This is a genomic window from Salinadaptatus halalkaliphilus, from assembly GCF_006543045.1.
GTDB classification, from domain to species: Archaea; Halobacteriota; Halobacteria; order Halobacteriales; family Natrialbaceae; genus Salinadaptatus; species Salinadaptatus halalkaliphilus.
On the sequence record NZ_RBZW01000011.1, the window covers coordinates 110,494 to 136,342 of the forward strand.

At 62.7% G+C, this 25,849-nt stretch carries 22 protein-coding genes and 1 pseudogene; 12 read left to right on the top strand and 11 right to left on the bottom strand.

Features of this window, described 5'->3' with window-relative positions; genetic code table 11:
- Positions 1 to 107 precede the first annotated feature (107 nt).
- Positions 108 to 2,144, top strand: a complete 2,037-nt coding sequence (locus D8Y22_RS03340; RefSeq protein WP_174811739.1) for a TRAP transporter permease — start codon at positions 108 to 110, stop codon at positions 2,142 to 2,144.
- A gap of 80 nt (positions 2,145 to 2,224) precedes the next feature.
- A complete protein-coding gene (locus D8Y22_RS03345) occupies positions 2,225 to 2,995 on the top strand; it encodes an SDR family NAD(P)-dependent oxidoreductase (protein WP_141463301.1) in 771 nt (256 codons plus the stop codon).
- A gap of 111 nt (positions 2,996 to 3,106) precedes the next feature.
- Here D8Y22_RS03345 and D8Y22_RS03350 read toward each other — a convergent pair whose 3' ends face one another.
- Entirely contained in the window at positions 3,107 to 4,114 is a 1,008-nt protein-coding gene (locus D8Y22_RS03350; protein WP_141463302.1) for a TAXI family TRAP transporter solute-binding subunit, read from the bottom strand.
- Between the two features lie 98 nt (positions 4,115 to 4,212).
- Positions 4,213 to 5,418, bottom strand: coding sequence for a CaiB/BaiF CoA transferase family protein (locus tag D8Y22_RS03355; protein WP_141463303.1), 1,206 nt, complete (start codon positions 5,416 to 5,418; stop codon positions 4,213 to 4,215).
- 122 nt (positions 5,419 to 5,540) lie between these two features.
- Between D8Y22_RS03355 and D8Y22_RS03360 the strand changes: the two genes are divergently transcribed.
- A complete protein-coding gene (locus D8Y22_RS03360) occupies positions 5,541 to 6,323 on the top strand; it encodes an enoyl-CoA hydratase/isomerase family protein (RefSeq protein WP_141463304.1) in 783 nt (260 codons plus the stop codon).
- 68 nt (positions 6,324 to 6,391) lie between these two features.
- On the opposite strand, the gene D8Y22_RS03365 is transcribed toward D8Y22_RS03360, so the two are convergent.
- Positions 6,392 to 7,525 (bottom strand): acyl-CoA dehydrogenase family protein, encoded by a 1,134-nt coding sequence (locus D8Y22_RS03365; protein ID WP_141463305.1) that lies wholly within the window; start codon positions 7,523 to 7,525, stop codon positions 6,392 to 6,394.
- A gap of 110 nt (positions 7,526 to 7,635) precedes the next feature.
- Here D8Y22_RS03365 and D8Y22_RS03370 point away from each other — a divergent pair, with 110 nt between their 5' ends.
- Both D8Y22_RS03370 and D8Y22_RS03375 read left to right on the top strand, forming a co-directional pair.
- Entirely contained in the window at positions 7,636 to 8,796 is a 1,161-nt protein-coding gene (locus tag D8Y22_RS03370; RefSeq protein WP_141463306.1) for a thiolase domain-containing protein, read from the top strand.
- Positions 8,793 to 9,212, top strand: coding sequence for a Zn-ribbon domain-containing OB-fold protein (locus tag D8Y22_RS03375; protein WP_246084343.1), 420 nt, complete (start codon positions 8,793 to 8,795; stop codon positions 9,210 to 9,212). The genes D8Y22_RS03370 and D8Y22_RS03375 overlap by 4 nt, the downstream gene beginning before the upstream one ends.
- Before the next feature lie 679 nt (positions 9,213 to 9,891).
- Here the strand turns inward: D8Y22_RS03375 and D8Y22_RS03380 are convergent.
- Together D8Y22_RS03380 and D8Y22_RS03385 are read right to left on the bottom strand one after the other, a co-directional pair.
- Positions 9,892 to 11,613 carry an AMP-binding protein gene (locus D8Y22_RS03380; RefSeq protein WP_141463307.1) on the bottom strand — a complete coding sequence of 574 codons (1,722 nt, stop codon included), beginning with the start codon at positions 11,611 to 11,613 and terminating at the stop codon, positions 9,892 to 9,894.
- Positions 11,610 to 12,275, bottom strand: coding sequence for an enoyl-CoA hydratase/isomerase family protein (locus tag D8Y22_RS03385; protein ID WP_141463308.1), 666 nt, complete (start codon positions 12,273 to 12,275; stop codon positions 11,610 to 11,612). The genes D8Y22_RS03380 and D8Y22_RS03385 overlap by 4 nt, the downstream gene beginning before the upstream one ends.
- Before the next feature lie 161 nt (positions 12,276 to 12,436).
- On the opposite strand from D8Y22_RS03385, the pseudogene D8Y22_RS03390 reads away from it, so the two are divergent.
- The 3 genes and pseudogenes from D8Y22_RS03390 to D8Y22_RS03400 all read left to right on the top strand — a co-directional run.
- Positions 12,437 to 13,606: pseudogene (locus D8Y22_RS03390) on the top strand (3-hydroxyacyl-CoA dehydrogenase); the annotation flags it as partial.
- Positions 13,607 to 13,723: 117 nt separating this feature from the next.
- Positions 13,724 to 14,938 (top strand): CaiB/BaiF CoA transferase family protein, encoded by a 1,215-nt coding sequence (locus D8Y22_RS03395; RefSeq protein ID WP_141463310.1) that lies wholly within the window; start codon positions 13,724 to 13,726, stop codon positions 14,936 to 14,938.
- A gap of 175 nt (positions 14,939 to 15,113) precedes the next feature.
- The gene (locus D8Y22_RS03400; protein ID WP_141463311.1) at positions 15,114 to 15,608 is read left to right on the top strand and encodes an Lrp/AsnC family transcriptional regulator; all 495 of its coding nucleotides are present in this window, start codon (positions 15,114 to 15,116) and stop codon (positions 15,606 to 15,608) included.
- 22 nt (positions 15,609 to 15,630) lie between these two features.
- On the opposite strand, the gene D8Y22_RS03405 is transcribed toward D8Y22_RS03400, so the two are convergent.
- Positions 15,631 to 16,398 (bottom strand): enoyl-CoA hydratase/isomerase family protein, encoded by a 768-nt coding sequence (locus D8Y22_RS03405; RefSeq protein ID WP_174811740.1) that lies wholly within the window; start codon positions 16,396 to 16,398, stop codon positions 15,631 to 15,633.
- Positions 16,399 to 16,449: 51 nt separating this feature from the next.
- Positions 16,450 to 17,607 carry an MFS transporter gene (locus D8Y22_RS03410; protein WP_246084344.1) on the bottom strand — a complete coding sequence of 386 codons (1,158 nt, stop codon included), beginning with the start codon at positions 17,605 to 17,607 and terminating at the stop codon, positions 16,450 to 16,452.
- 162 nt (positions 17,608 to 17,769) lie between these two features.
- Here D8Y22_RS03410 and D8Y22_RS03415 point away from each other — a divergent pair, with 162 nt between their 5' ends.
- Positions 17,770 to 19,458: an AMP-binding protein gene (locus tag D8Y22_RS03415; RefSeq protein ID WP_141463312.1), complete on the top strand. Its 1,689-nt coding sequence runs from the start codon at positions 17,770 to 17,772 to the stop codon at positions 19,456 to 19,458.
- Between the two features lie 82 nt (positions 19,459 to 19,540).
- Entirely contained in the window at positions 19,541 to 20,332 is a 792-nt protein-coding gene (locus tag D8Y22_RS03420) for an enoyl-CoA hydratase/isomerase family protein (protein ID WP_141463313.1), read from the top strand.
- A gap of 24 nt (positions 20,333 to 20,356) precedes the next feature.
- Here D8Y22_RS03420 and D8Y22_RS03425 read toward each other — a convergent pair whose 3' ends face one another.
- From D8Y22_RS03425 to D8Y22_RS03435, 3 genes are all read right to left on the bottom strand, one after another.
- On the bottom strand, positions 20,357 to 21,154 hold the full coding sequence (locus D8Y22_RS03425; RefSeq protein WP_141463314.1) for an enoyl-CoA hydratase/isomerase family protein: 798 nt from the start codon (positions 21,152 to 21,154) through the stop codon (positions 20,357 to 20,359).
- Positions 21,155 to 21,217: 63 nt separating this feature from the next.
- The gene (locus D8Y22_RS03430; RefSeq protein ID WP_141463315.1) at positions 21,218 to 21,988 is read right to left on the bottom strand and encodes an IclR family transcriptional regulator; all 771 of its coding nucleotides are present in this window, start codon (positions 21,986 to 21,988) and stop codon (positions 21,218 to 21,220) included.
- A gap of 321 nt (positions 21,989 to 22,309) precedes the next feature.
- The gene (locus tag D8Y22_RS03435; protein ID WP_141463316.1) at positions 22,310 to 23,104 is read right to left on the bottom strand and encodes an enoyl-CoA hydratase/isomerase family protein; all 795 of its coding nucleotides are present in this window, start codon (positions 23,102 to 23,104) and stop codon (positions 22,310 to 22,312) included.
- Positions 23,105 to 23,683: 579 nt separating this feature from the next.
- On the opposite strand from D8Y22_RS03435, the gene D8Y22_RS03440 reads away from it, so the two are divergent.
- Both D8Y22_RS03440 and D8Y22_RS03445 read left to right on the top strand, forming a co-directional pair.
- The gene (locus tag D8Y22_RS03440; RefSeq protein WP_141463317.1) at positions 23,684 to 24,493 is read left to right on the top strand and encodes a DUF7847 domain-containing protein; all 810 of its coding nucleotides are present in this window, start codon (positions 23,684 to 23,686) and stop codon (positions 24,491 to 24,493) included.
- A 209-nt stretch (positions 24,494 to 24,702) separates the two neighbouring features.
- Positions 24,703 to 25,413 carry a DUF5806 family protein gene (locus D8Y22_RS03445; protein ID WP_141463318.1) on the top strand — a complete coding sequence of 237 codons (711 nt, stop codon included), beginning with the start codon at positions 24,703 to 24,705 and terminating at the stop codon, positions 25,411 to 25,413.
- 97 nt (positions 25,414 to 25,510) lie between these two features.
- Here the strand turns inward: D8Y22_RS03445 and D8Y22_RS03450 are convergent, their stop codons facing one another.
- Complete coding sequence (locus tag D8Y22_RS03450) at positions 25,511 to 25,780, bottom strand: HalOD1 output domain-containing protein (protein ID WP_174811741.1); 270 nt, start codon at positions 25,778 to 25,780, stop codon at positions 25,511 to 25,513.
- Positions 25,781 to 25,849 lie beyond the last annotated feature (69 nt).

Sequence of the window (25,849 nt, forward strand, 5' to 3'; positions counted from 1 at the left end):
TCGGTTTCGACACCGACGGTTTTTCCCACCGTTTTTCTTCCGCGTGAAAACCAATCATGGTACGGCTACGCACAAGTATTATTAGCACGTGGCGAATCGAACAGGATATGGGAGCGCAAGGGCCCGATCAGGGTCACGTAGACGATGGTAGTGTCAACGATCTAGATGATCTACCCGAAATTATCCCGCGTTCGGCCGACGATCTCTCACTCGAGCGACTCGTTCGTATCGCACTCTATACACTCGGTGTCGTAACGGTCATCTGGCACCTCTACTACGCCTCGAGCGGTCGGATGCCACGGTCACAACACGCGAACATACATCTGGGGCTGATGCTCACGGCGTTCTATCTCGCCGCACTCAATTTCTCCCCGGACGACATCCGCGAGCGCCTCGACAACGTCGTTTCGGCCGGCTTACTCGTGACGATCGTCGCGTGTACGGCCTACGTTCACATTCACTACTGGCGGTGGCTCAGACAAGCCCGCGAGCAGTACATCTACACGAACGTCGATCTGCTGGTCGGGGCAGTGATCATGGTCATCACCATTCACGCGACCTGGAAGGCCTACGGCAAACTGCTTGGACTCGTCACCGTCGCGGCGATCGGCTACGGCTACTTTGGGCCGATGTTCCCCGGGATACTGAACCACGGCGGGTTCGACCTCGAGACGATCATCTACAGTAATTCGGTCGCGCTCAACGGTGTCTATGGCTTCTTGCTGGGGGTCGGTGCGACCTGGGTGGTGATCTTTATCCTCTTTGCGGGGATCATCGAGTCCTACGGGGGGATGGACTACGTCATCAAACTCGGGCGAACGATCGGGAGTCGGATCAGTTCCGGGATTCCCCAGGTCGCCGTCGTCTCGAGTATGTTGATGGGATCGATCACCGGTAGTTCGGCGGCCAACGTCGCCACGACGGGTTCCTTTACGATCCCGTTGATGCAAGACAACAAGATCGAGGACAAGTACGCCGCCTCGATCGAGTCGATCGCGAGCACTGGCGGCCAGATACTGCCGCCGGTGATGGGATCGGCCGCGTTCCTGATGGCCGACATCATCGGCGTCGCCTTCGCCGACATCATCGTCGCTGCGTTACTCCCTGCCCTCCTGTTCTACGTCGGGATGGCCTTTATCGTCCACCTCTCGGCCCACCGATACGGGTGGCTGATGGACGAGGACGAGTTCGACGCGATTCCCGAAGAGGAGCGGATGGGCGTCCTCGAGACCCTCATCAGCACCGCGCCGTACACGATCCCGCTGGTGATCTTGATCTACACGCTGGTCGCACTCCGGTGGGACCCGATGACCGCCGGGATGTGGGCGATCCTCTCGCTGATCCCAGCCGCGCTGGTTCGAGATCTGATCCTCGATCGGCCGTCGACACACACCGTCAAAATCTGGGGGCGGCGGACGATCGAGGGCTGTAAGATCGGCGTCGTCAATATGGCACCGCTGACGGCCGTGCTGGCGTCACTCGGTATCGTCATCCAGATCATCACCCAGACCGGCTTCGCGCTCGACTTCTCACTGCGGATGGTTTCGATCGCCGGCGGCGTCTTCATCGCCGTCCTCTTTCTGGCGATGGTCGCGAGCATCCTCTTCGGACTCGGGATGCCAACGCCGGCGGCCTACGTCGTGGTCGCCGTGTTGACCGCACCCGGGTTGATCCAACTCGGCGTCGGCGAGATCACGGCGCATATGTTCGTGTTCTACTTCGCGTTGCTCTCGACGATTACGCCGCCGGTCGCACTCTCGTGTGCGGTTGCCTGTGGGATCGCCGGAGCATCGTTCTGGGACGTCTGTAAGGAGACGGTTCGGCTGGGGCTGTTTGCCTTCCTGATCCCGTGGGTCTTCATCATCAACGAACCGCTGATCTACTGGGAGGGGACGACAACCGCACTGTTGTTCGTGACCACGTCGGTCGGTATGCTCGCCGTCGTCATCGCACTCGTCGGCTACGACCTCCAGGCGAAACTCAACGCCATCTCTCGAGGGTTATACATGGTTGTCGGACTCGGCATCTGGTTCGTGCCGAACATGGCAGCCAAGATCGGTCTTAGCGTCTTCCTCGTCGTCTGGGTGATCGCCGTCTTCAGCGAGACGATTCCGAGTATCGAGCAGTTCATGGCCTCTCGGTAACCGGGCCGCTGCCCACCTGGTCGCTCCAGCGATCTCTGGTATCGGAACGTCTTTACCCCTCGTTTGTGAACTTGTGACGTATGCTAGACGGCAAAACAGCGTTCGTCACTGGCGCCAGTCAGGGGATCGGCAAACACATCGCACTCGAGTTGGCTGACCGCGGCGCATCGGTCGCCCTCGCTGCCCGAGGCGACGGGATCTACGATACGGCCGACCAGATCGACGACGACCGGGCGCTCCCGGTCGAAACGGACGTCACCGAGGTCGATTCGATCGTCGACTCGCTCGAGCGAACGGCCGAGGAGTTCGGTGGCATCGACTGCGTCGTCAACAACGCCGGTATCGGCGGCCCCCACAAAACCCTCGCGGAGATGCCACTCGAGGAGTGGGAGCACACGCTCGACGTCAACCTCACCGGTGCTTTCCTCGTCTGTAAACACGCATTTCCCTACCTCGAGGAGAGCGAGCAGGCGAGTCTGATCAACATCTCCTCGATCGCCGCCAAGGACCCGTACCCGACGCGAACACCGTACTCCGCGTCGAAGGCCGGCATGATCGGCTTTTCGCGCGACCTGGCCTACGAGTGGGGCGAACACGACATCACGGTAAACACGATCTGTCCCGGTGCGGTCGAAGGAGAGCGCATCGAGCGAATGATCGAAAAGCAAGCCGAGAAACGCGGCGTCTCCTACGAGGAAGCCAAGGCGGCCCGAATCACGGACAAACTGCCCCTCGATAGCATCGTCAGCCCCGAAGATATCGGTGCGTACGTCGCCTTCCTGGCGAGCGAACACGCACGAAACATCACCGCACAGGATATTAACATCGACTCCGGCGCGAGACAGGATTAGGCCCGGCAGTGCAGGGGTCGACCGGTACTCGAGCGGGTGACACCGCTCGAGTCGGCGCGACCGCCATCTTTGTCAGAATATCGATAAAAACAGTTGTGCGAGCGGGCTGCGTTACAGAACGCCCTGGTCCTCGAAGAAGTTCTGTGCACCCGCGTGCATCTCGACGTCCGGAATGTTGGCCGCCGGGGTAGCGAGGTTGTCCATGTCAGCCCAGTCTCCGGCCAGGGCCTGGTAGTCGGCGAGTTCCCCGCTGTTGTCGTTGATCAGTTCGAGGATCGAGTACATCAGATCGTCGTCGAAGTCGGGGGTGACGAACACGTTGTAGATCGTCGAGACCCACCACTCTTCGTCGCGGTCGCCGACCTCGGGACCGGGCGTGTCCTCGGTCGGGATGTATTCGCCGGTGACCGGCGCCTCCTCGCTCTCGATGCTCTCGACGACCTCGTCGGGCCAGTGGACGAGCCACGCGTCCTCGTTGATCGAGTACTGCTCCTCGACGTAGCTTGGTTGGAGATCGACGTTGATCCGAATGTCACTGACGACGTCTGCAGTGCCGTCGTTGAGCGCTGCACCCTCCTCGCCGTAGCTGACCGCCAGTTCGTCGATCTCGTCTAGATCGACGGCGTGTTCCATGTGGCGTTCGGTCATCGTCCGCATCGCCGTCCCGACCGGGTTCGCGTTGACCGACAGCCCCTCGAGATCTTCGGCCGTTTCACAGGTCTCCTGATCGACGGCGGCGAGCCCGCCCTGGATGTCGTAGTACCAGAACGCCGACTGAATCTCGTTGTCGAAGGGTTCGTTCTCGTACTCGCCGATTTCGTTAGCGATTTCGTAGGCGTTTAGCGAGTCGGTGTACGCCATATCGGTCTGCCCTGAGTCTAGCTGGCGCATGCTCTGTAGCGCGCCGTCGGACGGCCGCGCGTCGATCGAGAAGTCCGCCTCCTCGTCCGCGACTGCGGCCAGTCCGGCCGAGAGCTGATACGCGGACGTATCCTCGGTCGAGGTACGCATCTGAATCTCTTCCCCACCGTTGTCTCCCATACAGCCGGCAATTCCCACAGCGCTTGCCGCACCGATCGCTGCAAGTGCTTGCCGTCGGGTGGTCTTCTGGCAACCCATACCATACCACAGTGATTAATAGGGTAAATATGTGTCGGTGAGCGTCGGTTCGACGCGGTTTCGCCCCGTCCGACGCCTCGGGTTCCCAGTCGGGGAGCTTATTCGACGATATCGTCGTTTCGCAACCGTTCGATTTCGTCGTCGTCGTAGCCGTATTCGCTCAAAACGTCGTCCGTACTCCCGCCGAGACGCTGTGGCGGGACCTCGAGGGTCGTCGTTAGTTCCGAGAAGTGCACCGGACTGTCGACGACCTCGGCATCCTGGCGATTCTCCCGTGGCATCGACTGACGAAGTTGTCGGTGCTCGACGTGTTCGTCGTCCCAGACCGACCGCGTGTCGTTGATCGGCCCGGCCGGCACGCCCTCGTCCCGGAGTCGCTCGAGCCATTCGGCTGCGGGTCGGCTATCGAAGATCGGCTCGACTTCGGCGAGGAGCGCCTCGCGATTCGCGACGCGGTCGTCGAGCGTCTCGAAACGCTCGTCGGCGAGCAGTTCCGGCGCCTCGAGCGCACGGCAAAATCCGTTCCACAGGGAGTCGGTCCCCGCGGGGACGACGATGCTGTCGTCGGCACACTCGAAGACGCCGAAGGGGGCGATCGAGGGATGGCGAGTCCCCAATCGCGGGAACGGTTCGTCGGTACCGAAACTGTGGCCCGCGCGGGCGGTGAGCCACGAAATCGCCGCGTCGAACATCGGGACCTCGACCCACTCGCCGTCGATCTCCCCGTTTTCTCGAGCGTAGAGCGCGGCCAGGACGCTCTGGACGGCGTACGAGCCGGCGATGAGGTCACCGACCGGAAGCCCGGACCACAGCGGCGGGCCGTCTTCGGTGCCCGTGATCGACATGATTCCGCTCATTCCCTGGACGAGCATGTCCCAGGCAGGCATCTCCTCGTAGGGACTGTCACGACCGAACCCCGAGATTGAACAGTAGACGAGTTCGGGATTCAACGCCGAAACCGTCTCGTATCCTAGCCCGTACGACTCCGCGCGGCCTGGCTTCGTACTCTCGATGAAGACGTCGGCGTCGGCAAGCAGCGTCTGTGCGACCTCCTGGCCCTCCTCGGACTTGAGATCGACCGCGACGCTTCGTTTGTTCCGGTTGATCGAGTCGAAGTACGCCGGGCTCGGCTGAAGACTCCGGCTTCGATCCCCGCGACCGACCGCCTCGAGTTTGATCACCGTCGCTCCGAGGTCGCCGAGTTGCATCGACGCAAACGGGCCAGCGATAACCTGCGTCAGATCGACGACCGTGATATCCGACAGTGGTAGTGCTGTCTCGTCTCCTGTGCCCGTAGTTGGCATACTGCAGTGTTCGCTCGCGAGATGGTAAGCGTTTGGATACACTCAAGTGGTCGCTGCCCGTCGAGTGTACACGTTCGCCAGCGAACCACACGCACGTGCGACAAGATACCAACTCCGCACTCATGTACGACGACATTCGATACGAAACCGACGGTGGAATCGCGACGATAACGATCGACCGACCGGACGTCTACAACGCCTTCCGCGAGCAGACGATCGCCGAACTCAACGTTGCACTCCGGGAGGCGTTCGACGACGACGGCGTCTACGTGATCGTCCTCACCGGCGCCGAAGACGGCTTCTGTGCCGGCGCGGACGTCACGGAGATGCCCGACTGGCACGAAGAGATGAGCAAGGAAGACTATGCCGGCTACCTTCGGGGCGTCCAGAACGTCGTCCGCCAGCTTCGAGCCGGCGAAAAGCCCTCGATCGCCGCCGTCTCCGGACCGGCGATCGGCGCCGGCTGTGACTTCGCACTTGCCTGTGATCTCCGGATCGTCGACGAGGACGCAAGGCTCCGGGAAGGGTTCGTCCGCGTCGGCCTCGTCCCCGGCGACGGCGGCGGCTGGCTGCTCCCGCGACTCATCGGCGAGTCGAAAGCCAAGGAGTACCTGTTGACGGGCAAGGACATCGACGCCGACGACGCGGTCGATCTCGGCCTCGCCGTCGAGATCGCCGACGACTCCCTCGAGGCGGCGACCGACCTCGCCGCGGAGATCCTCGATCTGCCCGCGCTTGCGGTCAGGCGAACGAACGCCCTCACCGACTGGGAACAGACCTTCGAGGACTACTCCGCCGACGCGATCGACTACCAGTGGGAGTGTGTCAACGACGCGGAACACCACGAGGCGATCGCCGCGTTCACCGAGAAGCGAGAGCCGGAGTACGAACGACAGTACAGTTAGCCCCGCAGGGGCAGTTTTGGCGTGATCGAAACCGCGTCGAACCGCCGCGGTCGACGCGGTAGACCCGATCAGACCAGATCCGGCAGCCCGTCCCGTTTGATGACGGCCGCGATCTGATTCTTCTGGATCTCGTCGGTACCGGCCGCGAGCCGACGGCCGCGAGCCAACCGGTAGAGATACTCGAGGGGGTGGCCCTGCTGGTAGCCGTTGGCGCCGTGGACCTGCAGAGAGTTGCTGGTGACCTCCTCGACCATCTGGCTGGCGTACAGTTTCGCCAGCGAGGAGTCGAGACGGTCGGGAGCCTCGCCGCGGTCGTGAGCCCGGACCGCCGCCCGGTGGGTCAGCGCCCGCGACGCCTCGAGTTCCTTGGTCATCTCGGCGAGCATCCACTCGATGCCCTGGAACTCCTCGATGGGCTGGTCGAACTGTTCGCGCGTGCCCGCGTACTCGATGGCCTTGTCGAGCGCACACCGCGCCCAGGCGTTGGCGACCGTTGCACTACCCAGTCGTTCCCAATTCAGCGCCTCGAGTTGCTGCTTGAACCCGTCTTTGCCGCGCGTGAGGACGTTCTTCTCGGGGACGGTGACATCGTTCATCCGGAAATGGGTCTGGTGCTGACCGGCCATGTTGGTGTAGTGTTGGTCGACCGAGACACCGTCCCAGTCGAACTCGACGATCACCGAGCCAAGCCCCTCGGGGAATTTCGTCCAGACGACGGCCGCGCCGGACTGTTCGACGTGGCTTACCCAGATCTTCTCGCCGTTGAGCACGAGCGTCCCATCGTCGTCCTCGATGTGGGTGTTCATCGAGCCGACGTCCGAACCGGCTTCCGGTTCCGAAATCGCGATCGCGATGGCGTCCTCGCCGGCGGTCACCGGCGGCAGATACTGCTCTTTGGCCGCTTCGGTGCCGAACATCTCGATCGCGCGCGGCGCGACCATCTGCTGGTTGTAGAGGAACTCGGCGGTGTCCGGACAGACGCGGCCGACGGCTTCGATCGTCAACACTGCGTCGAATTCGGTCATCCCGCCGCCGCCATAGTCTTCGTCGATGTTGATGCCTAGGAACCCCTGCTCGGCGAGCAACTCGACGTTGTCCCACGGCGGGCCGTCCCACTCGAAGGCCTTGTCGGTAAATTCGCGCTCGGCGAGGTCCTCGAGCGACGATACGAGCATCTCCTGCTCGGGGGAAAGCGAGATCATCAGCCGTCGATTCCGTTCGAACGATATTAAACCTGTGTATCGGTACCGTCTGTCGTGTCTCCTGTTCCTCGATACCAATGTTTACATGGGAGTGACGAGATTCCCCGCGCATGGCAGCCGACGAATCAGTGTACATTGCTGGTGCCTTCGAGCACCCGACGAGAGACGCCCCTGACAAATCGACGATGCAGCTACACGCCGAGGTCGCCCGCGGCGCCCTCGAGGACGCCGGCCTCGAGAAGGACGACGTCGACGGCCTCCTCACCGCGGGCGTCCCGTGGGGCGGAAGCGGTCTCCCGCCGCTTATCATGGCGGATTATCTGGGACTGGACGTCTCCTTTGCGGATACCACCGACTGGGGTGGCTCCTCCTACGTCGGCCACGTCGGCCACGCGCGAGACGCCATCCGAAACGGCCGCTGTGACGTGGCCCTCGTGACGCTCGCGGGTCGACCGCGGTCGGATCCACGCTCGGACGACTTTCAATCCTATCAGGACGAGTTCGAACGCCCCTACGGCTCGGTGACGCTCGGACGGTACGCCGTCGCCGCCCAGCGACACATGCACGAGTACGGCACGACGCCCGAACAGCTGGCCGAAATCCGGGTCGCCGCCTCCCAGCACGCCCAGCACAACGAGGACGCGCTCTTTCAGGACCCCGTCACCGTCGAGGACGTCGTCGAGTCACGCATGGTCGCCGATCCGCTCCACCTGATGGACTGCTGTGTCGTCACCGACGGCGGCGGCGCGCTGTTGCTCGTCTCCGAGGACGTTCGCGCCGACCTCGAGCGCGAGTGCGTCGAAGTGCTGGGCTACGGCGAGGCGATCGGCCACCTCGATGGCGGCCGGATCGATCTGACCCACACCGCGGCCGTCGACTCCGGGCCGATGGCCTTCGACGACGCCGGCATCGACCACGACGACATCGACTACGCCTCGATCTACGACTCCTTTACCATCACCGTCCTGCAGACGCTCGAGGACCTGGGCTTTTGCGAGAAGGGCGAAGGCGGCGAGTTCGTCGAGGGAGGCACCTTACAGGCCCCCCACGGCGACCTGCCGTTCAACACCGACGGCGGCGGGCTCTGTAACAACCACCCGGCCAACCGCGGCGGGATGACGAAGGTCATCGAGGCGGTCAGACAGCTCCGCGGCGAGGCCAACGATCCCGTCCAGGTCGACGCGGATATCGCGATCGCCCACGGCACCGGCGGCAGCCTCGGGACGAGACACGGCTCGATCACCGCGGTGCTCGGAGGTGAGGACCGATGAGCCTGCCCGAGACCTGGGAGCCACGTCCGGTCCCGCCCGCGAACCCCGAAACCGAACGCTTCTGGAGCGCCGCCGCCGACGGCACCCTGCTCCTCCGCGAGTGTCCCGACTGTGGGCTCGTCTATCACTACCCGAGCGCGCTCTGTCCGGACTGCTTTACCGAGGCCGAGTGGCGCGAAGCCTCGGGCGATGGCACCGTCTACTCCTTTTCGCTGCTTCGCAACCACGGCGACTGGCCCGAGGACGATCTCCCGGTCGTCTTCGCCTACGTCGAACTCGAGGAGGGGCCGCGCGTGATCACGAACATCCTCGACTGTCCGCCCCAGGACGTCGAGGTCGGCATGGACGTGACGGTCGCGTTCGTTCCCACCGACACCGAGGACGTCGCGATTCCGGTCTTCGTTCCGGCCGAGTAACCGTCCGCGACCGTCTTCTCGAGGAGTGACGATACCTGCGCGTGCACTACGCTTAGTGGCGTCCCAACCCTGCACTGATGAGTGAAACCGGCGGCAGTTGTCCGGTTTCACTCAGCAGTCGACGCTTGGAACGGTACCTCGTCCACGGACTGCAACCGATGGTCCGCGATGATCCAACTTCCCAATTGAATTTTTTCTCGTCGGGATGTCGATTGGCCGACCCGAGTTATTGGAACTTATCATCTTTAACCAACAATTGGTACCTACACATACACTGGGTGGTCCGTTACCTTTTGAAGTTCAACCCTACCCTGCGATTCGAGCGATACTCCGAAACAGGGGAAATACCGGCCGTATATAAACACCCTTAGTGCGTTATCTATTGAGTCGGAGGACGAACGATATCCACCCCATATCTTTTAGAAGGGTTACTAGCGCGTGCCCATCAACTATCGACGGCAGTTCGCTCGACTATCGCTCCGCTGCTCATCCGATCGGGTCACCCACCCGCGCGTCGGCTGTACAGTCGACTCGACCGACACCGCTGGATTCGACCCCGTAGTGCAGGCGTGGATGTCACTCCCGGTTACGCTCGAGACGCGTCGCCCGGAAAACGTATCCATCCGGTAGATCGTCTCTACCGGCGGTCACTGCGAGCTCACCGCTCGCAGTCACTCGCTCACTCGTAGCCGTCGGGAAGCGTCTCCCGATACGCGACGCGATCGACCTTTCCGACATCAGTGCGGGGGAACGACTCGCGAACGACGATATCCTTCGGGACCTTGTACTCCGCCAGGTTCCCCTCCGCGAACGATAACAGCGCTTCCTCGAGGTCGTCACCATCTGTGCCGGCCGCAGGGATAACGTGGGCCTCGAGCACCGAGCCTCGGCGCTCGTGGGGGGCACCGACGACGATGACGTCCTCGAGCGATTCGTGTTCGGCGAGGACGAGTTCGACCTCGCGAGGGGAGACGGTGTGACCCGACACTTTGAGCGTATCCTTGCGCCGGCCGAGGAAGTAGAGGTAGCCTTCGTCGGTCTTTCGGCCGACATCGCCGGTGTGCAGAAAGCCGTCGTCCTCCAGGACCTCGTCGGTCGCGTCGGGGCGGTTCAGGTACGCCGACATCGTGGCCGGACTTCGGAGGACGATCTCGCCCGGTTCGCCGGGCGGCAGTGTCTCGTTCGTCTCGAAGTCGCGGATCTCGATTTCGACGCCGTAACACGCCTGGCCGACGAATCCCGGCTCGATGCGCTCCTCACCGTAGGTGTGAGTGTCGGTGGTGTGGGTCTCGGTCAGGCCATATCCCGACTCCTGGACGCCCGCGCCGGTGTGTTCGCGCCAGGCCTCGCTGATCTCGCGGGTGAGCGTCGTCCCGAAACTCGAGCAGTTGGTGAACTCGCGTCGAGCCGACAGCGAGGTGAGATCGTAGTCGTCGACGGCGGGATGGTCGACGATCTCCTCGATCGAGGGAACCGCGAGCCAGGTCGAGGTGACGCCGTAGCTGTCGATGGCGTCCATCACTGTCTCGGGGTCGTAGCGGGTGAGCAAGACGGCGTGATTGCCCACGATGCCGAGTGCGTCGCAGTAGCGTTGTTTCCCGGCGACGTGAAACATCGGCATGGTTCCGAGCGAGACGTCCTCGGGCCCCATCGCACGCACCGCCGCCGTCGTCGTCCCCTTGAACAGGACGTTCCAGTGGGTGTGGACACAGCCTTTCGGCAGGCCGGTCGTCCCGCCCGTGTACTGCAGCAGTGCGGGATCGGCCAGCCCAACCGACGGCAGGTCGACATCGGCGTCGTTCGAGACGGCCGTGGAGAGGGCAGTCTCGTCCTCGAGAACGTCTGCGACGGCGGGTTCTGCGGTGAGTTCGTCGGGGTACGGGCCGTCGTCGCCGGCGTAGTCGCTGTAGGCGGTGACGATCACGTCCTCGGCTGCGAGGTCGACGCCGTCGTCCTCGCGCGCCTCGCGCACGACATCGATCGTGTCCGTCGCCGTGACGACGACGCTGGCACCGCTGTCACGACACTGTCTGGCGACCGCGGGCGCTTTGAACTGCGGGTTCAGCGGCGTAACCGCGAGGCCGGCCCGCTGGGCGCCGTAGTAGGCGACCAGAAACTGCGGCGCGTTCTGCAGGTAGATGCCACAGACGTCGCCGAGTCCGTGGCCGCGCTCGGAAAGCGTCGCAGCGAAGGCATCGGCCCGGGCGTCGAGTTCGGCCCAAGTTAGGGTGTTTCCGTAGTAGGTGACCGCCGGCGCGTCGGGACGGTCGCGGCCGTGGTCGGCGACGATCTCGTGGATCGGCTTGCGACCACCAGGAAACGGCAGCGTCCGTGGGAGGTCGTCGGGCCAAATCTCGCGGTCGACGGAAAACTCGGCCGACTCCGGGGGGACCTCGCTCATGTGTCACCCCAGTCCGGCGCGAGGCCGTCGATCAGTTCGGCGACGATCTCGTCGTCGTGCTCGGCGATCGTCGCCAGCACGTCCCGCGTGTGATCTTCGACCTCGTCGTCGGGGACGACATCGTTCGCGATACCGAGATCCCGCGCCCGCTCGGGCTCGAGTTCGTCGCCTGTCAACAGCAGTTCGGCCGCGACGTGGCGGCCGACGAGGTCGGGTAACTGCTGGGTCGCCCGCGTCGCGGTGATGCCGTACTTGACTTCGGGGATCGCGAACGTCGTCTCCTCACCGAGATACGTGAGTTCACACGAGAAAGCGAGCAACGACGCCGCACCGACGACCGCCCCCTTCCCGGCCATCGCGACGGGGCCCGGGTGGGTCTCGATCAGGTCGTAGACCTCCTGCAGAACATCGTTGAGGTCGCCGTGTTCGCCCTGGTAATCGCCCGAGACGATGTCGGTGTCCATCCCCGCACAGGTCACCCGGCCGTTACCGGCGAGCATCACCGGCGTTCCACGCTCGTCCGAGAGTGCGGAAAAAGCGTCGTGCAGTCCCTGCACCATCTCGGGGTTCAAGGCGTTGAGTTTGTCCGGTTGATTTAGCCGGACTTCGGCGACGTCGCTCGAGCGGTCGAGTTCGATAAGGCTCGTGTCAACAGCTGCCATATTCGGTGGTTGTCAGGCGCCACATTATCTTTTTTGGTCCGAACTGAGCGAGCTCACGGCGCCAGCCCCGATCGTCGGTTGCGTTGTGCTGGCGGTCGGCGTCGATCGACGGCCCGGGGCGACCGGTGGTATTAAGAGTCGAGACGAAGGGATTCCTACCAATGGTTCGTGAGAACATTCACCAGGTGACGGTACTCGGATCGGGAAGCATGGGTCACGGCATCACCGAAGTCGCCGCGATGGCCGGCTACGACGTCACGATGCGGGATATCGAATCGGACATCGTCGAGGAAGGCTACGAGAACATCCGGTGGTCCCTCGAGAAGCTCGCCGACAGCGACCGCCTCGACGAGTCGGTCGATGAGATCATGGCGCGCATCGAGACGGCGGTCGACCTGGGGGAAAGCGTCGCGGACGCGGACATCGTCATCGAAGCGGTGCCCGAAGAGATGGCGCTCAAACAGGACGTCTTCGACGAACTCGACGACCACGCGTCCGAGGGGGCGATTCTGGCGTCGAACACGTCTTCGCTGTCGATCACCGACATCGCGAGCGTGACCGATCGACCGGCCGACGTCGTTGGGCTGCACTTTTTCAATCCGCCGGTGAAGATGGAACTGGTCGAAGTCATCTACGGCGCGGAGACGGCCGACGAGACGGCCGAGCGCGCCTACGAGTTCGTCGAAGACATCGGGAAGACGCCGATCTACGTCCGCAAGGATGTCCACCGGTTCGTCGTCAACAACGTGCTGGGGCCGTTCGTCGACGAGTCACACTGGATGGTCTCGCGCGACGAGGCGTCGATTCGCGAGATCGACGCCGCGATGGTCCACCAGCGGGGGTACCCGATGGGGCCGTTCGAACTCATGGACATGACCGGGCTCGACGTCACCTACCACGTCCGAAAGGCCGGCGACATCGAGATTCCACCCCTGATGGAACAGCGCGTCGAAAACGAGAACTACGGTCGCAAGACCGGCAAGGGCCACTACGACTACGAGAACGGTGACGGCCCCGACTACGAGGAGGGCGACGGCGAGGGCTTCGAGACCCTGCGTATCGACGCGATGATCGTCAACGCGGCCGCCTGGCTGATCGGCAACGACGTCGCGACGGCCGACGCCGTCGACACCGGCGCCAAACTCGGACTCGGGTTCCCCGAAGGCCCGTGTACCTTCGGCGACGAAACCGGCCTCGAGACGATCCTCGAGACGCTCGAGGGACTTCACGAGGAGTACGGCGACGAGCGATACGAACCCGAGCCCTACCTGCGCGAACTCGTCGCGGACGGTCGCACCGGCAAAGCAGCGGGAGCCGGCTTCTACGAGTACTGACGCTGTCGGTTCGGCTGCGTTCGCGCGACAACAATTGTCTTGCAATCGGCCCGAATCCCGTGCAGGATCATCGGCGAACCGAACGTTGATTATCGATGGGGCAGACGGTAGCGTATGCCACTCTCTGGGTTCAACGTCGTCGACTGTGGACAAGCTATCGCCGGCCCGCTGTGTGGGACCTACCTCGCAGACCTCGGTGCCGATGTCGTGAAAATCGAGTCGCCGGACGGCGACGTCTATCGTGCGAACCGCCGGGAGAAAAACGGGACTCAGTTCAATCCCGCCTTCGAGCAGTACAACCGGTCCAAACGGTCGCTCTGTCTCGATCTGAAGGTCGACGAGGGCCGAGCACTGATCCACGACCTCCTCAAGGAGGCGGACGTCTTCGTCCAGAACTGGCCGCCGGGCGTCGCCGAGCGCCTCGAGTTGGACTACGAGACGGTCAGCGAGCTCAACGAGGACATCGTCTACGTCCACGTCACCGGCTACGGTGAAACCGGGCCGATGGCGACCAAGCCGGCGATGGACACGATCGTCCAGCACGTCTCCGGGCTCTCGAATCTCATGGGCTACGACGACGACCGACCGCCGATCCGAAGCCAGTCGTCGGTCGCAGACTACTACGCCGCCTGCCACGCCACGATCAGCGCCCTGGGTGCACTACTCGAGCGCGAGCGCAACGACAGCGGCGGGCAGAAGATCGACGTCTCCCTGCTCGAGTCGCTGATGCACAACATGGACGGCGCCTTCGGCTACTACCACAACGCCGACGAGCTACCCCGACACGGCGGTCGAAACGCTTTCTTCAACGACGACATGCTCTACGGCGCGGCCGAAGCGAGCGACGGCTGGATCTGTGTCGCGTTGCTGTTGTACTCCGATCGCATGTGGGAAGCCTGCTGTGAACTGATCGGCCGCGAGGACCTCCTCGAGAACCCCAAATACGAGACCGACGACGGCCGTCTCGAGGACGCCGCCGAACTCTCCGCGCTGTTCGAGTCGTGGCTCGCCGATGTGCCGGCCGACGAGGCGGTCGACCGGCTCAACGAGGTCGGCATTCCGGCGGCCCACCACAACACGGTCGAGGACGCCGCAAACCTGGAGCACGTCGCCGAGCGCGAGGTGTTTACCGATCTCTCGCATCCGCAACTGGGCGAGCTTACTGTCACCGACACGCCGCTATCGCTCTCGGAAACGCCGACTCGAGCGCCCGAGCACGCGCCGGTTCTGGGCGAACACAACCGCCAGATCCTCGCCGAACTCGGCGTCGAGGACGAGCGCATCGACGAACTGGCCGCCGAATCGGTCCTCTCCGGCGAAGAGAGCTAACCCGTCGCTACCGATCGGCGGCCGGCTGTGGCTGTGCTCGAGTCGCCGGAACCCATCACGATTTGACGGGCGCTTTTGCCGAGGCGTGACGTATCTTGCGTGTGCGAGACGGCCGGACTCGACCGGTGCCCGTATCGATCGATAGATGTATTCAGGTCGGCACCACTCTTCGTGTATGGTCAGTCAGGTCACGGACGGGGTCGACGAAATCGATCGGGCGATCCTCAAGGTGCTCGCACAGGATCCGCGAACGCCCTACGCCGACATCGCCGACCGACTCGTCGACGAGGGGTACGAACTGTCGGCCGAGGGCGTCCGTAACCGCGTCTCGAAACTCCTCCAGAAGACATCGCCGTTCTTCCTGCTCGAGCCGGAAGAACACGACTGGGAGATCCTTCGGCTCGCGGTCTCGGTTGCCGATGCCTCGGGTGCTCGGGACGATGTCATGGAACGGATCGCCGACATGCCGTTCTGGCTCGTCTGCAAGGGGATCGGCACCTACGACGTCTACGCGGTCGCGACGGCCGCCTCGAACGCGGACGTCGACGCGCTCGTCCAGCAGGTCAAGACGATGGAGACCGTCACCAACGTCGAGTTTTCGATCGAGACCGGCAGAGATACGAACGTCGACGACTACCTCTCGCCGAAGTCGATCGAAGAAGAAACGTGACGGGAAGGCGGCGTATCGCCGTTTACTCGCCGGTAAACGTCGGTTCGCGATCCTCGAGGAACGCGGTCATCCCTTCGTACTGGTCGGCGGTGTCGAAACAGGCCGCGATCGTCTCGAGGGTCGAGTCGATGCCTCGTTCGATGCCGGCCGATCGCCACGCGGCGAACACCTCGGACTGGTACTGGAGGACGAGCGGGCTCTTGTCGGCGACCCGATCGACCAACTGGGTGACCGCCTCGTCGTGCTCGTCGGCCCCCACTGCGCGGTTGACGAGTCCGATCTCGGCGGCGTGTTCCCCGGTGATCGTCTCGCCGGTGTAGACGAGTTCCTTGGCTCGCTGGAGGCCGACGAGACGAATCAAGAGCCCACCGTGAATGCCGGTGACGAGGCCGACGTCGATCTCTGGCAATCCGAGCGCGGCGTCGCTCGTCGCGACCCGAAAGTCACACGCCATCGCCAGCTCGAGGCCGGCACCCAGCGCGTAGCCGCCACAGCCACAGATCGTGACGGCGCTGAGATCGCGAAGCGCATCCATCGCGCCGTAGAGGTCGGAGAGAACGGCTCGCGCCTCGGTGGTCGAACACTCTCGGACCGCGTCGAGTTTCAGCCCCGCGGTGAGTCCGTCGTCGGCGCCGGCGATCGTGAGAACGGCGACATCGTCGGGGACCGAGCGGATCGTCTCGTGGAGCTCCTCGAGGACCGCCGGCGACAGAAGGTTCAATTGGCCCGCGTCGAGTCGGAGGTGTGCCAGGTGATCGATCTCGTCATCTCGCGTGAGTGTCACTGCCATAGGGCTACTCGAGCGGCCAGGGTATTGATACTGCCGGAGCCGGATGGCCGATCAGTCGTCGGCGAGACACAGCGTCACGAGGACAACGATGCCAGCGACGGCGGCGAGTGCGAGGAAGGCCTCGTCGAAGAGGCCGCGATCGCCGGCCGCGCCGAAGGCGACCGGGCTGAGTGCACCGATGAGAAACGCCGTCGTTCGCACGACGCCGAAGCCGGTTCCCTGGAGGCGATCGGGAATGATCGTCAACAGAAACGCCTCGACGATCGTGCTCACGCCCAGCAGTGCGCTGATCAGTGCTGTTACGATCACGAGCGGCCAGAACCCCTCCACCGATGGCAGCGCCGCGAGTGCGGCCCCCGAGACGAGGCCGACGACCAGCAGCGACCGCCGAGCGCCGACCCGGTCGTATGCGCCGCCAGCGACCGGTTTGATGGCGATTCCGAGCACGAAAAAGAGCCCGAACAGGCCGCTGGCGAGCGTCGAGGAGAGACCCTTGATCTCGATCAGGTACGTCGGGTAGAAGCCGGTAAAGGCCTGCCAGATACAGAGCCCGAGCGCGTAGATAGCCGTCCCCTGTACGACCGCAGGCCGACGGACGACCTCGAGGACGGTCGACCAGCTGTCCCCACCGCTTTCCTGTTCGGGCCTGTTGTCGGCGCTCGGGACGACCACCAGGACTGCGATCCCGACCCCCAGAAACACCGGGACGAGGTAGCCGAAGCCGAGTTGCCAGGCGACGCTGGCGCCGAGGATCCCGGCGAGGGGTGGCAGGACGGATTGACCCGCGTCGGCGGAGGCCGCCGTCACGCCGTTTGCCGTTCCGAGTTGGTCGGAATAGAGGCTGCTGAGGACGGTGTAGCGCGAAACGGCGTAGAGTGCGATGGCGGCACCGAACAGCGCCGTGGCCCCGAACAGCACGATGGCCGATCGGGCAGTGATGACGAGCACGAGCATCCCCGCGGCGAGAAACGTGCTCGCGACCAGCGTGCGTCGCTCGCCGACCCGATCGGCGAGCATCCCACCCGGAAGCTGACAGATCGCGTAGGCCAGAAACAACACGGTCACGAGCAGCCCCGCGGTCGTCAGATCGAGATCGTACGCCTCCCTGAGGCTCGGCAACAGGACGGGGTAGACCATCCGCGCGCCCATCGTGAGTGCCCAGCCGGCTGCGACGGCAAGCAGGATCTTTCCGCGGCCGTCGCTACGCAACTCTCGAACGTTGCGTTCGATCGCGTCGAGATACGTCGATGCTATCGTGTGTCACCTACGTGGACGTTTCCGGGACAGCGTGATGAACATTCCGCCGTCGCGACCCGCCTTCGACGAACGAAAATTTCAAGCCCTGGTGGGAAGATTGGTACCGTATACCACATGCTTACGACCGATTACGACGAGGGCCCACTCCGCGAGCAGACGATGTCGACGATCCTCGAGAACAGAGCCACACGGTTCGGGAGCGATCCGTTCGTACAGTACGGACCGGAATCCCGGACCATCTCCTTTCGCGAACTCGACGACACTGCGAACTCGATCGCCAACGCACTGGGTGCGTTGGGCATCGAGACGGGTGACCACGTCTCGGTCATGGTTCGAGACCCGCTGCGAACGCTGTTCGCGATGTGTGGGATCAACACGGCCGGCGCCGTCTACTCGCCGATCAACTACGACTACTCGGGCGAACCCCTCCGCTACCAGCTAGACGACACCGACCCATCGGTACTCGTCGTCGAGGACCGGTATCTCGAGCGCCTCGCGGCCATCGAGGACGACCTCGAGTGCTCGCCGCGACTCGTCGTCTATCGCTCCGGCGAGGCAACCGTCGACGAACAGCCGTCGATCGGCCCCGACGACGCGACCGACTTCGCGGATATGCTGACGGCCGACACCGCCCCGCCCGACGTCTCGCTGTCGTGGGACGACGAGGCAAGCATCGTCTACACCTCGGGGACGACGGGCCGTCCCAAAGGGGTCGTGTTGCCCTACCGCTGGATCTTTGCGAACTACGCCGGGAAACGGACCGCCTTCCTTTCGCCGGAAGACACCATGCACACGTCGTTACCGCTGTATCACGTTGCTGGGCTCTACTGGGACGTGACGGCCGCGCTGATCGCCGGCGCGTCGGTTTCCCTCTGGGATCGGTTCAGCGCGACCGACTTCTGGGATCGCATCGATCGCTACGATGCGACGACGGTGACGCTGCTGTCGGTGATGATCCCGTGGCTCGACGACCGCAGCCCCTCCGCGGCCGACCGGCACAACACGCTAAACAAGGTTCACATGCAGCCGTTGCCCGAGAATTACGGGGAACTCGCACAGCGGTACGGCTTCGACTTCATCACCGTCGGCTTCGGCCAGACGGAGTGTGGCGGCCCCTTCGGTGCGCTCGTCCACGCCGCTCGAGGCGACGACGCTACGCCACCCGAATATCGCCGCGGGCTGGACACCCAGGACGTGATCGACGCGGCCGAGAGGGTCGGACTGCCAGTCGTCTCGGAGGTTCCCGGCGACCGTTACATGGGCAAACCGCGAACGGAGATCATGGAGGCGACGGTCCTCGACGAGAACGACGAGCAACTCCCGCCGGGCGAGGTCGGCGAACTCGCCGTCCGACCCCAGCTGCCGGGTCTCATCCTCGATCGCTATCTGGGGAAACCCGAGGAGACGGTACGGGCCTTTCGCAACCTCTGGTTTCACACCGGCGACGCCGTCTACCGCGACGAGGCCGACAATTTCTACTTCGTCGATCGGATCGGCGACGTGATCCGCCGCCGCGGCGAAAATATCTCCTCGGTCCAGATTCAGGACGCGATCAACAGCCACGACGACGTCGCGCAGGCAGCCGTCTTCCCCGTCTCGGCTCCCGAAGGTGGCGAGGATCAGATCGGAGCGGCGGTCGTCGTCGAGAACGATCTCTCTCGAGGGACCCTCGAGGCGTTCCTCGACGATCAACTGCCGTCGTTTATGACGCCGGATCGACTGCAACTCGTGGCGGACCTGCCGACGACCGAGACGAACAAGATCGAGAAGTACAAACTCCGGGAACGGTTTCTCGAGGACTGATCGAACCGAAGGACCGACCGACAGCCGACTACTGTGTGAATATGCACCAAGATTTATACTCGAGTACGTGCCTGTCTCTGCCATGTCAGATCGAATCCGAACGGCCGAAACCGACGGTGTAGTCACGATCACGATGGACGACCCGGAGCGAATGAACCCGCTCTCGCGCGAAGACTATCTCGGAATCTACGACGCGCTGCGGGCGGCCCGGACGACGGACGCGACCTGCGTCGTCCTCGAGGGTGCCGGTGAGGCGTTTTCGGCCGGCTTCGACGTCGAGTCGATGGGCGAAGGTGCCGGCGGCGACGAGCCGCTTCACGAGAACGTCGGGGAGATCAGGCGCCACGAGCACTCCGTGGTTCAGGAGATCATCACGCATCCCCTGCCCGTGATCGGGAAGATCGACGGGCCGGCGGTCGGCGACGCCGCCGGCTTCGCCATCGCCTGTGACATTCCACTCGCGAGCGAGCGGACGAAGATCGGCTTCTCGCACGTCCGGTTCGGCCTCAGCATGGACTGTGGCATCTCTTATGTCCTGCCGCGACTCGTCGGGCGGGGACTCGCGATGGAACTGGCGATGACCGGACGGATCGTCGACGGCGAGCGCGCGAACGAACTCGGTCTCGTCAACCACGTCTTCCCAACCGACGAGTTCGAGACACGCGCCGACGAGATCGTCGAGACGATCGCCAGCGGCCCGCCGATCGCTCTCGAGCACATCAAGTACCTGATCAGAACCGGCCAGACGGCCTCCCTCGAGGCGGCTCTCGAGAACGAGGCAGCGAGACAGACGATCGTCTTCGACACCGAGGATTACGAACACGCCGTCGAGGCGCTGCAAAACGACGAGAAGCCCACGTTTGAGGGCCGATAACGACCGACGCGAGTCGCCCGTCGCTTACCGCCCTTCGAACGATGGGTCGCGGTCCGCTCCGAACGCCTCGATACCTTCCTGGTGGTCGCGCGTGCTCGAGGCGAGGTTCTGGGATTTGGCTTCGCGTTCGACGACCTCGCGGATGGTGCTGTTGTACGAGCGATCGATGTTGGTCACCGACTCGTGGAGCGCGACCGTCGGCCCGGTCGCGACCTGCTCGATGAGATCGCCGGCTTGCGCTTCGAACTCGTCCGCGTCGTAGGCGTGGTTGATCAGACCGAGCGACGCGGCGTGCTCGCCGTCGATCATCTCGCCGGTCAGCGCCAGTTCCTTGGCGACGTAGGGGCCGACGGCTCGCGTGACGAAAAGCGATGTCGCCAAGTCGAGTGTGAGACCAATATTTCGGAAGGCGAGGCCAAACGTGGCGTCCTCGCTGGCGAGAACGAGGTCACATGCCATGGCGACGCCGACACCCGCTCCGACACAGTAGCCGTCGACTTTCGCGATCGTCGGCAGTTCGTAGTTGTAGAGTTTGACCGGCACCGCCTCCGCGAGGTCGACGATCGATTGGGTCCGCTCGTGATCCGGCACGCCGCCCTCGCTTTTCTCGCCCATCCCTTTGACGTCGCCGCCGGCACAGAACGCGCCCCCGCTGCCCTCGAGGACGACGACCCGCGCATCGTCGCGGTCGCTGACTTCGTCGAGTCTGGCCTCGATACCGGTTCTGATGCCCTCCGACAGGGCGTTCATCCGGTCTGGCTGGTTCAGCGTGATGGTGGCGATCCCGTCTTCGACCTCGAGCAGCACGTCATTTGCTGACATACCATTGGGAACGGAACCCAATTAAATAATCATTGTGGAACACCACCGACAGACCCGCCTGCGTTACCGATAGGTCAACGAGAGTTCGATCTGGTTCGTCGTATCCAGGAGCGCCTCGACCAACGGCTCGCGAACTGTGGGCTTGGACAGTCGGTAGGACGGACCGGAGATGGTTACCGCCCCGAGTACCGCCCCGTCGAGAACGAACGGCGAGCCGATCGCGTAAATGCCTTCGGCGTGTTCCTCGTCGTTGATCGCGTACCCCTGCTCGCGAATGGTCTCGAGTTCGGCGTCGAGTTCGGCCCTCGTCGTGATCGTCTGGGGCGTCTGTTCGGGGAGTCCGCGGTGATCGACGATCCGATCGATCCGGTCGTCGGAAAGGTGAGCCAGAATTGCTTTTCCTGCTGCCGTACAGTGAAGCGGCGGCCGCCATCCCAGACGCGCGAGGTCGTATCCCGAACCTTGCTCGCGGTTGGCGTCGTCGATGACGACGCTCTGACCGTACTCCTCGGTGTAGAGCCAGATGACCTCGTCGATGTCGTCGGCCAGCGCGTGCATCTCTTCGCTGGCGGTGTCGAAAAACGAGAGGCGATTTCTGGCGGTGACACCGTGATCGAGCCCCTTCAGTCCGAGTCGATACTCCGTCCCCTCCTGGACGACGTACTCGAGTGCAACGAGCGTCGAGAGGTGATCGTGGACGGTGCTCTGTGCCAGGTCCAACGCCTCCGCGAGTTCGACCACACCGGCCCCGTTCCGTTCACTGATCGCTTCGACGATACCGAACGCAGTCTCGACGGATCGAATCGGGCGATTTGGCGTGGATCGTGGCGTCATGCGTGATACCACGATTCAGTCAGATATAATAATTCCTGCGACTGACCGAACGCAGCCACGTATCGTCGCCTCGAATTCGGACCTCCCGAATCATGGACTCGGTTTCTCGGCGAAGGTACGGAGTGGGCGGAATTAAATTACAAGCATACGCCAGTAATCAATGGTATGGGGACGAGTACCAATAGTACTGTTTATTCGGGAGTGACGAATTTCTGACCCGTCTGCTTGGTTTCCAGCAGGAGCAGCATCGACGGCAGTCGATCGCTGCCAGCGCCGAACACTCCTCACGACGACGCGAAAAATCGACGGACCGAATTGACCTTATCGGCCCTTGAACTCGGGTTCGTAATCGTCTTCGGCGAACCCGCGGGCGCCCTCTTTGTGATCTTCGGTCGCGAGCAGCGGTTCGAAAACCTTGTTGTCGTAGGCGATGCCTTCCTCGAGGTTCGTCTGGGCGGCAGTCCGGGCGGAGTCTTTGATCGCCTGAATCGAGAGCGGTGGCTTCGCGGCGATCGTCTCGGCAAATTCGTCGACGGCGTCGTCCAAATCGTCGCCGTAGACGCGGTTGACGAGACCCAGATCGTCCGCTCGTTCGGCGCCGATGTGGTCGCCCGTCATGGCGATTTCCATCGCCGCGGCGGGATTGGCCAGTTCGCTGATCAACTGGACGCCACCCGCACCCGGGATGATGCCGAGATCGACTTCCGGCAGCCCCACTCGAGCGTCTTCGTGAGCGATCCGAATGTCACAGGACATCGCTGTCTCGAGGCCGCCGCCGAGACAGTAGCCCTCGATTTTCGCGATGACCGGCACCGGGAACTCCCGAATGAACTTGTAGTGATCGCGCTCGGAGTTCGCACCGGCCGATTCGTCGCTGAACTCGTTGATGTCCGCGCCAGCACAGAAGTTCCCCTCGGCACCCTCGACGACGACCGCCCGCAGCGCAATGCCGTCGACCTCCTCGTTCTGGGCCTCGAGTTGCCGCAGCCCGGCGATAATGTCGTCCCGGAGCTGACTGCTCAGTGCGTTCAGTGCATCCGGACGGTTCAGCGTCAGATAGCCGACGCCCGTTTCCGAATCGAACTCGACGACCGTCGTTTCCAATTCTTCGTGCATCGTTGCTGACTAACTCGGTGAAGACCTATAACTTTGCGTGGTTTGAGCCCATACGACACAGTGTAGACAGTCCGTCGTCGCCGTGTTCCGGCCACAGTTGCCGGCTTCGCGACTGGAGTAGCCACACACCTAATTACAGATACCTTCTCAATTTCAGTCAATGAGATAAAACCAAATATACCAGACCAACATTATATATTCCGAGTGCTCGTTCGAGAGAGTTTATCGATCTGTGAATCGATAACGTCTAGGACTGGCTCGAGACTGTCAAACAGTATACGGCCAGAGATAGCCCATCGATTGCCGTATAATCGGCATATAGTGAACTGTGTTCGTCGTCTTTCCCGATTCAATAGCGCAAAGAGTATTACAGCGAACGTCGGATAGCGGTCGATTTCATGCCAAAGCATCATATTCATATACATCTATTTTAGTAAATAGTTTCGATAGCCTCAACGAACCGCGATCGTTGCTTTTGTACGACAGTTATGCGCTGATTTCGCCCACAACAGCCATTATTTATTTTCCATTCCTTCTTAATCAGTAAGATATATTGCTCTGATACAGAGATGAGGTAGTATGGGATATGCAATACGATCGCTGCAGGAAGCGCTCGGGACGATTCTCGAGACGCCGAAACTACTCATCGGCATCGGTGTGACATCGTTGTTCGGCACACTACTGTACCTGTTCGTCTCCTATATTCCGTTGATCGGCATGTTCGTCGCGTGGACGATTCCGGCGTTAACACTCGCTGCCGTGTTGACGATGGCATACGAGGGACTGCACGGGACAGCGGGATTCGACGATTTGATAACCGGCCTCGAGGAGTATGCGGTTTCGATGTTAGGTGCGTTTTTCGCGCTTTTTGCGGTCTCTACCGTAGCTTCGTTCGCGTTCGTGTTTCTCGTGGTGGCGCTCGTCTTCGCCGGCGCGTTCAGTATGGAGACGACAGCGGATGCGGGCCCCGATCCGGCGATGCTCGACGCGCTTGGAATCGGTATCATCGCGTTGATCGTCCTCGCGGTGCTCCTCTGGACCGTCGTCTGGATCGTCGTCCAGTTTTTCGACGCGGCAATCGTCGTCGATGGCGTCGGTGTCATCGACGCGTTCAAATCGTCATGGGGGGTCGTTCGATCGAATCCGCTGAGTGTCATCGGCTACTCCCTCATTCGGGGCACGCTGATGTGGATTCCTGTTATCATCGCCGCTATCGTCGCCGCCGCTGCCAGTATGGCAGCACCTGCTGATCAGGCGTTTCTGTACGCACTGCTTGGCGGTGGCTCCGTTTTCATCGTTCTTAGTCCACTCGTCAGTTCGTTGCTCATCGTCTATCACACCAGCTACTTCGATCATGCGAGTGGCAACAGATCTCGACGGTCATATTGAGGACTATCCGACAATAATCTCGAGCAGACGAGTTGCCAACGAACGACCGTCCGCACCCGAGCCCTCGGTGGCCGCTGTAGCCACCCACGTCACTGCACACCTGGTCGAACGACGGCAGTGGGATCAGTATCTACCGAGTTGCAGTTGTTACGATAGGGCCGACGCCGTCGAGAACAATCCTTATCCCGAGGCTCTGGGAATAGACGGGCATGGACGAGGACGGACTGAACGCGCCCGACCGCGAATCCCCCGATGGGTCCCCGGCGACTGCTCGAGGGGACGCCGACGACACGGACCGTGACGACGGCGATCGATCCGTGGAGAAACCAGCGGCCGAGGTCGACGACGCTGCGGGCGAGCAGCAAGCCGCCACGAGCACCAACGGATCGATGCCGGGCGTTCCGGATCCGGAGCCCCAGGACTCCGACATCCCCGAAGACGTCCGAAAGTACGCTCGATTCAAGAAGATGGACGGCGCACAGTACGACCGGGTCAACGAGTTCCTGCGCGATCGGACCTACGTGACGGCTCGCGAGTGGGCGATCGCCCGCCTCTGTGCGGACTTTCGAACCGAGACGGGCGTCGAAATGACCAAGATCGGCGAGAACCTACCCGAACTGGTCCCGTTCATGACCGACACCTACACGCCACAGGCGGTCAACCAGGCGCGGTCGTCGTTCGAGGAGAAAGTCAGGAAAGCCGGGGCGACGTTTCTCTACGGCGCGATGTGTGATTTCTTCACCGCCGAGGAACTCGACGACGTGATGTACGAATCGACCGAGGTCGCGAAGTTCCTGCTCGAGGTCGAGGGCGTCGATCTCTCCGTCGAAGCGGAGCTCGAGGCCGAGGAGCAGATCTCGAGCGTGATGCGCGAAGTGCGTGAAGCCAGCGAGGAGTTACGGGATCGCGACGACGAGTAGCGGTTTCGGAGATCGGGTCCGCTGCTATCGGTCACAGCCACACAGCGTATCCAGACGACGGCGGTTCGTTGTCGCGAGGAAGGACGAGCCAGCGAGCCTATCGTTTCGTGAGGTCGACCGAGCCGTCGGCGGTGACGTCGATACGGTAGCCTTGCCACTCGAACGTGAGACGACCATCGACGGTATCCTGTTTGAAGAGGGCATCGAGTGACTCGGGATTGATCGCGTCGTACAGCGGTGGCTCGAGGTCGAGCGGATCACGCCCTTCGTGGCTTGCGACGGCTCGTATCACCCGTTCGGAGATCGGTCGCGTCGTCGTATGGCTCTGGGATTCCGTCGGGTCCGACAGCGAGGTATTACAGTTCATGCGAGTCTCTCTACCTGTCACGTCGCTCCACAAACTACGATTAAAGTCTGTTGATTTCTTCGCGACCGA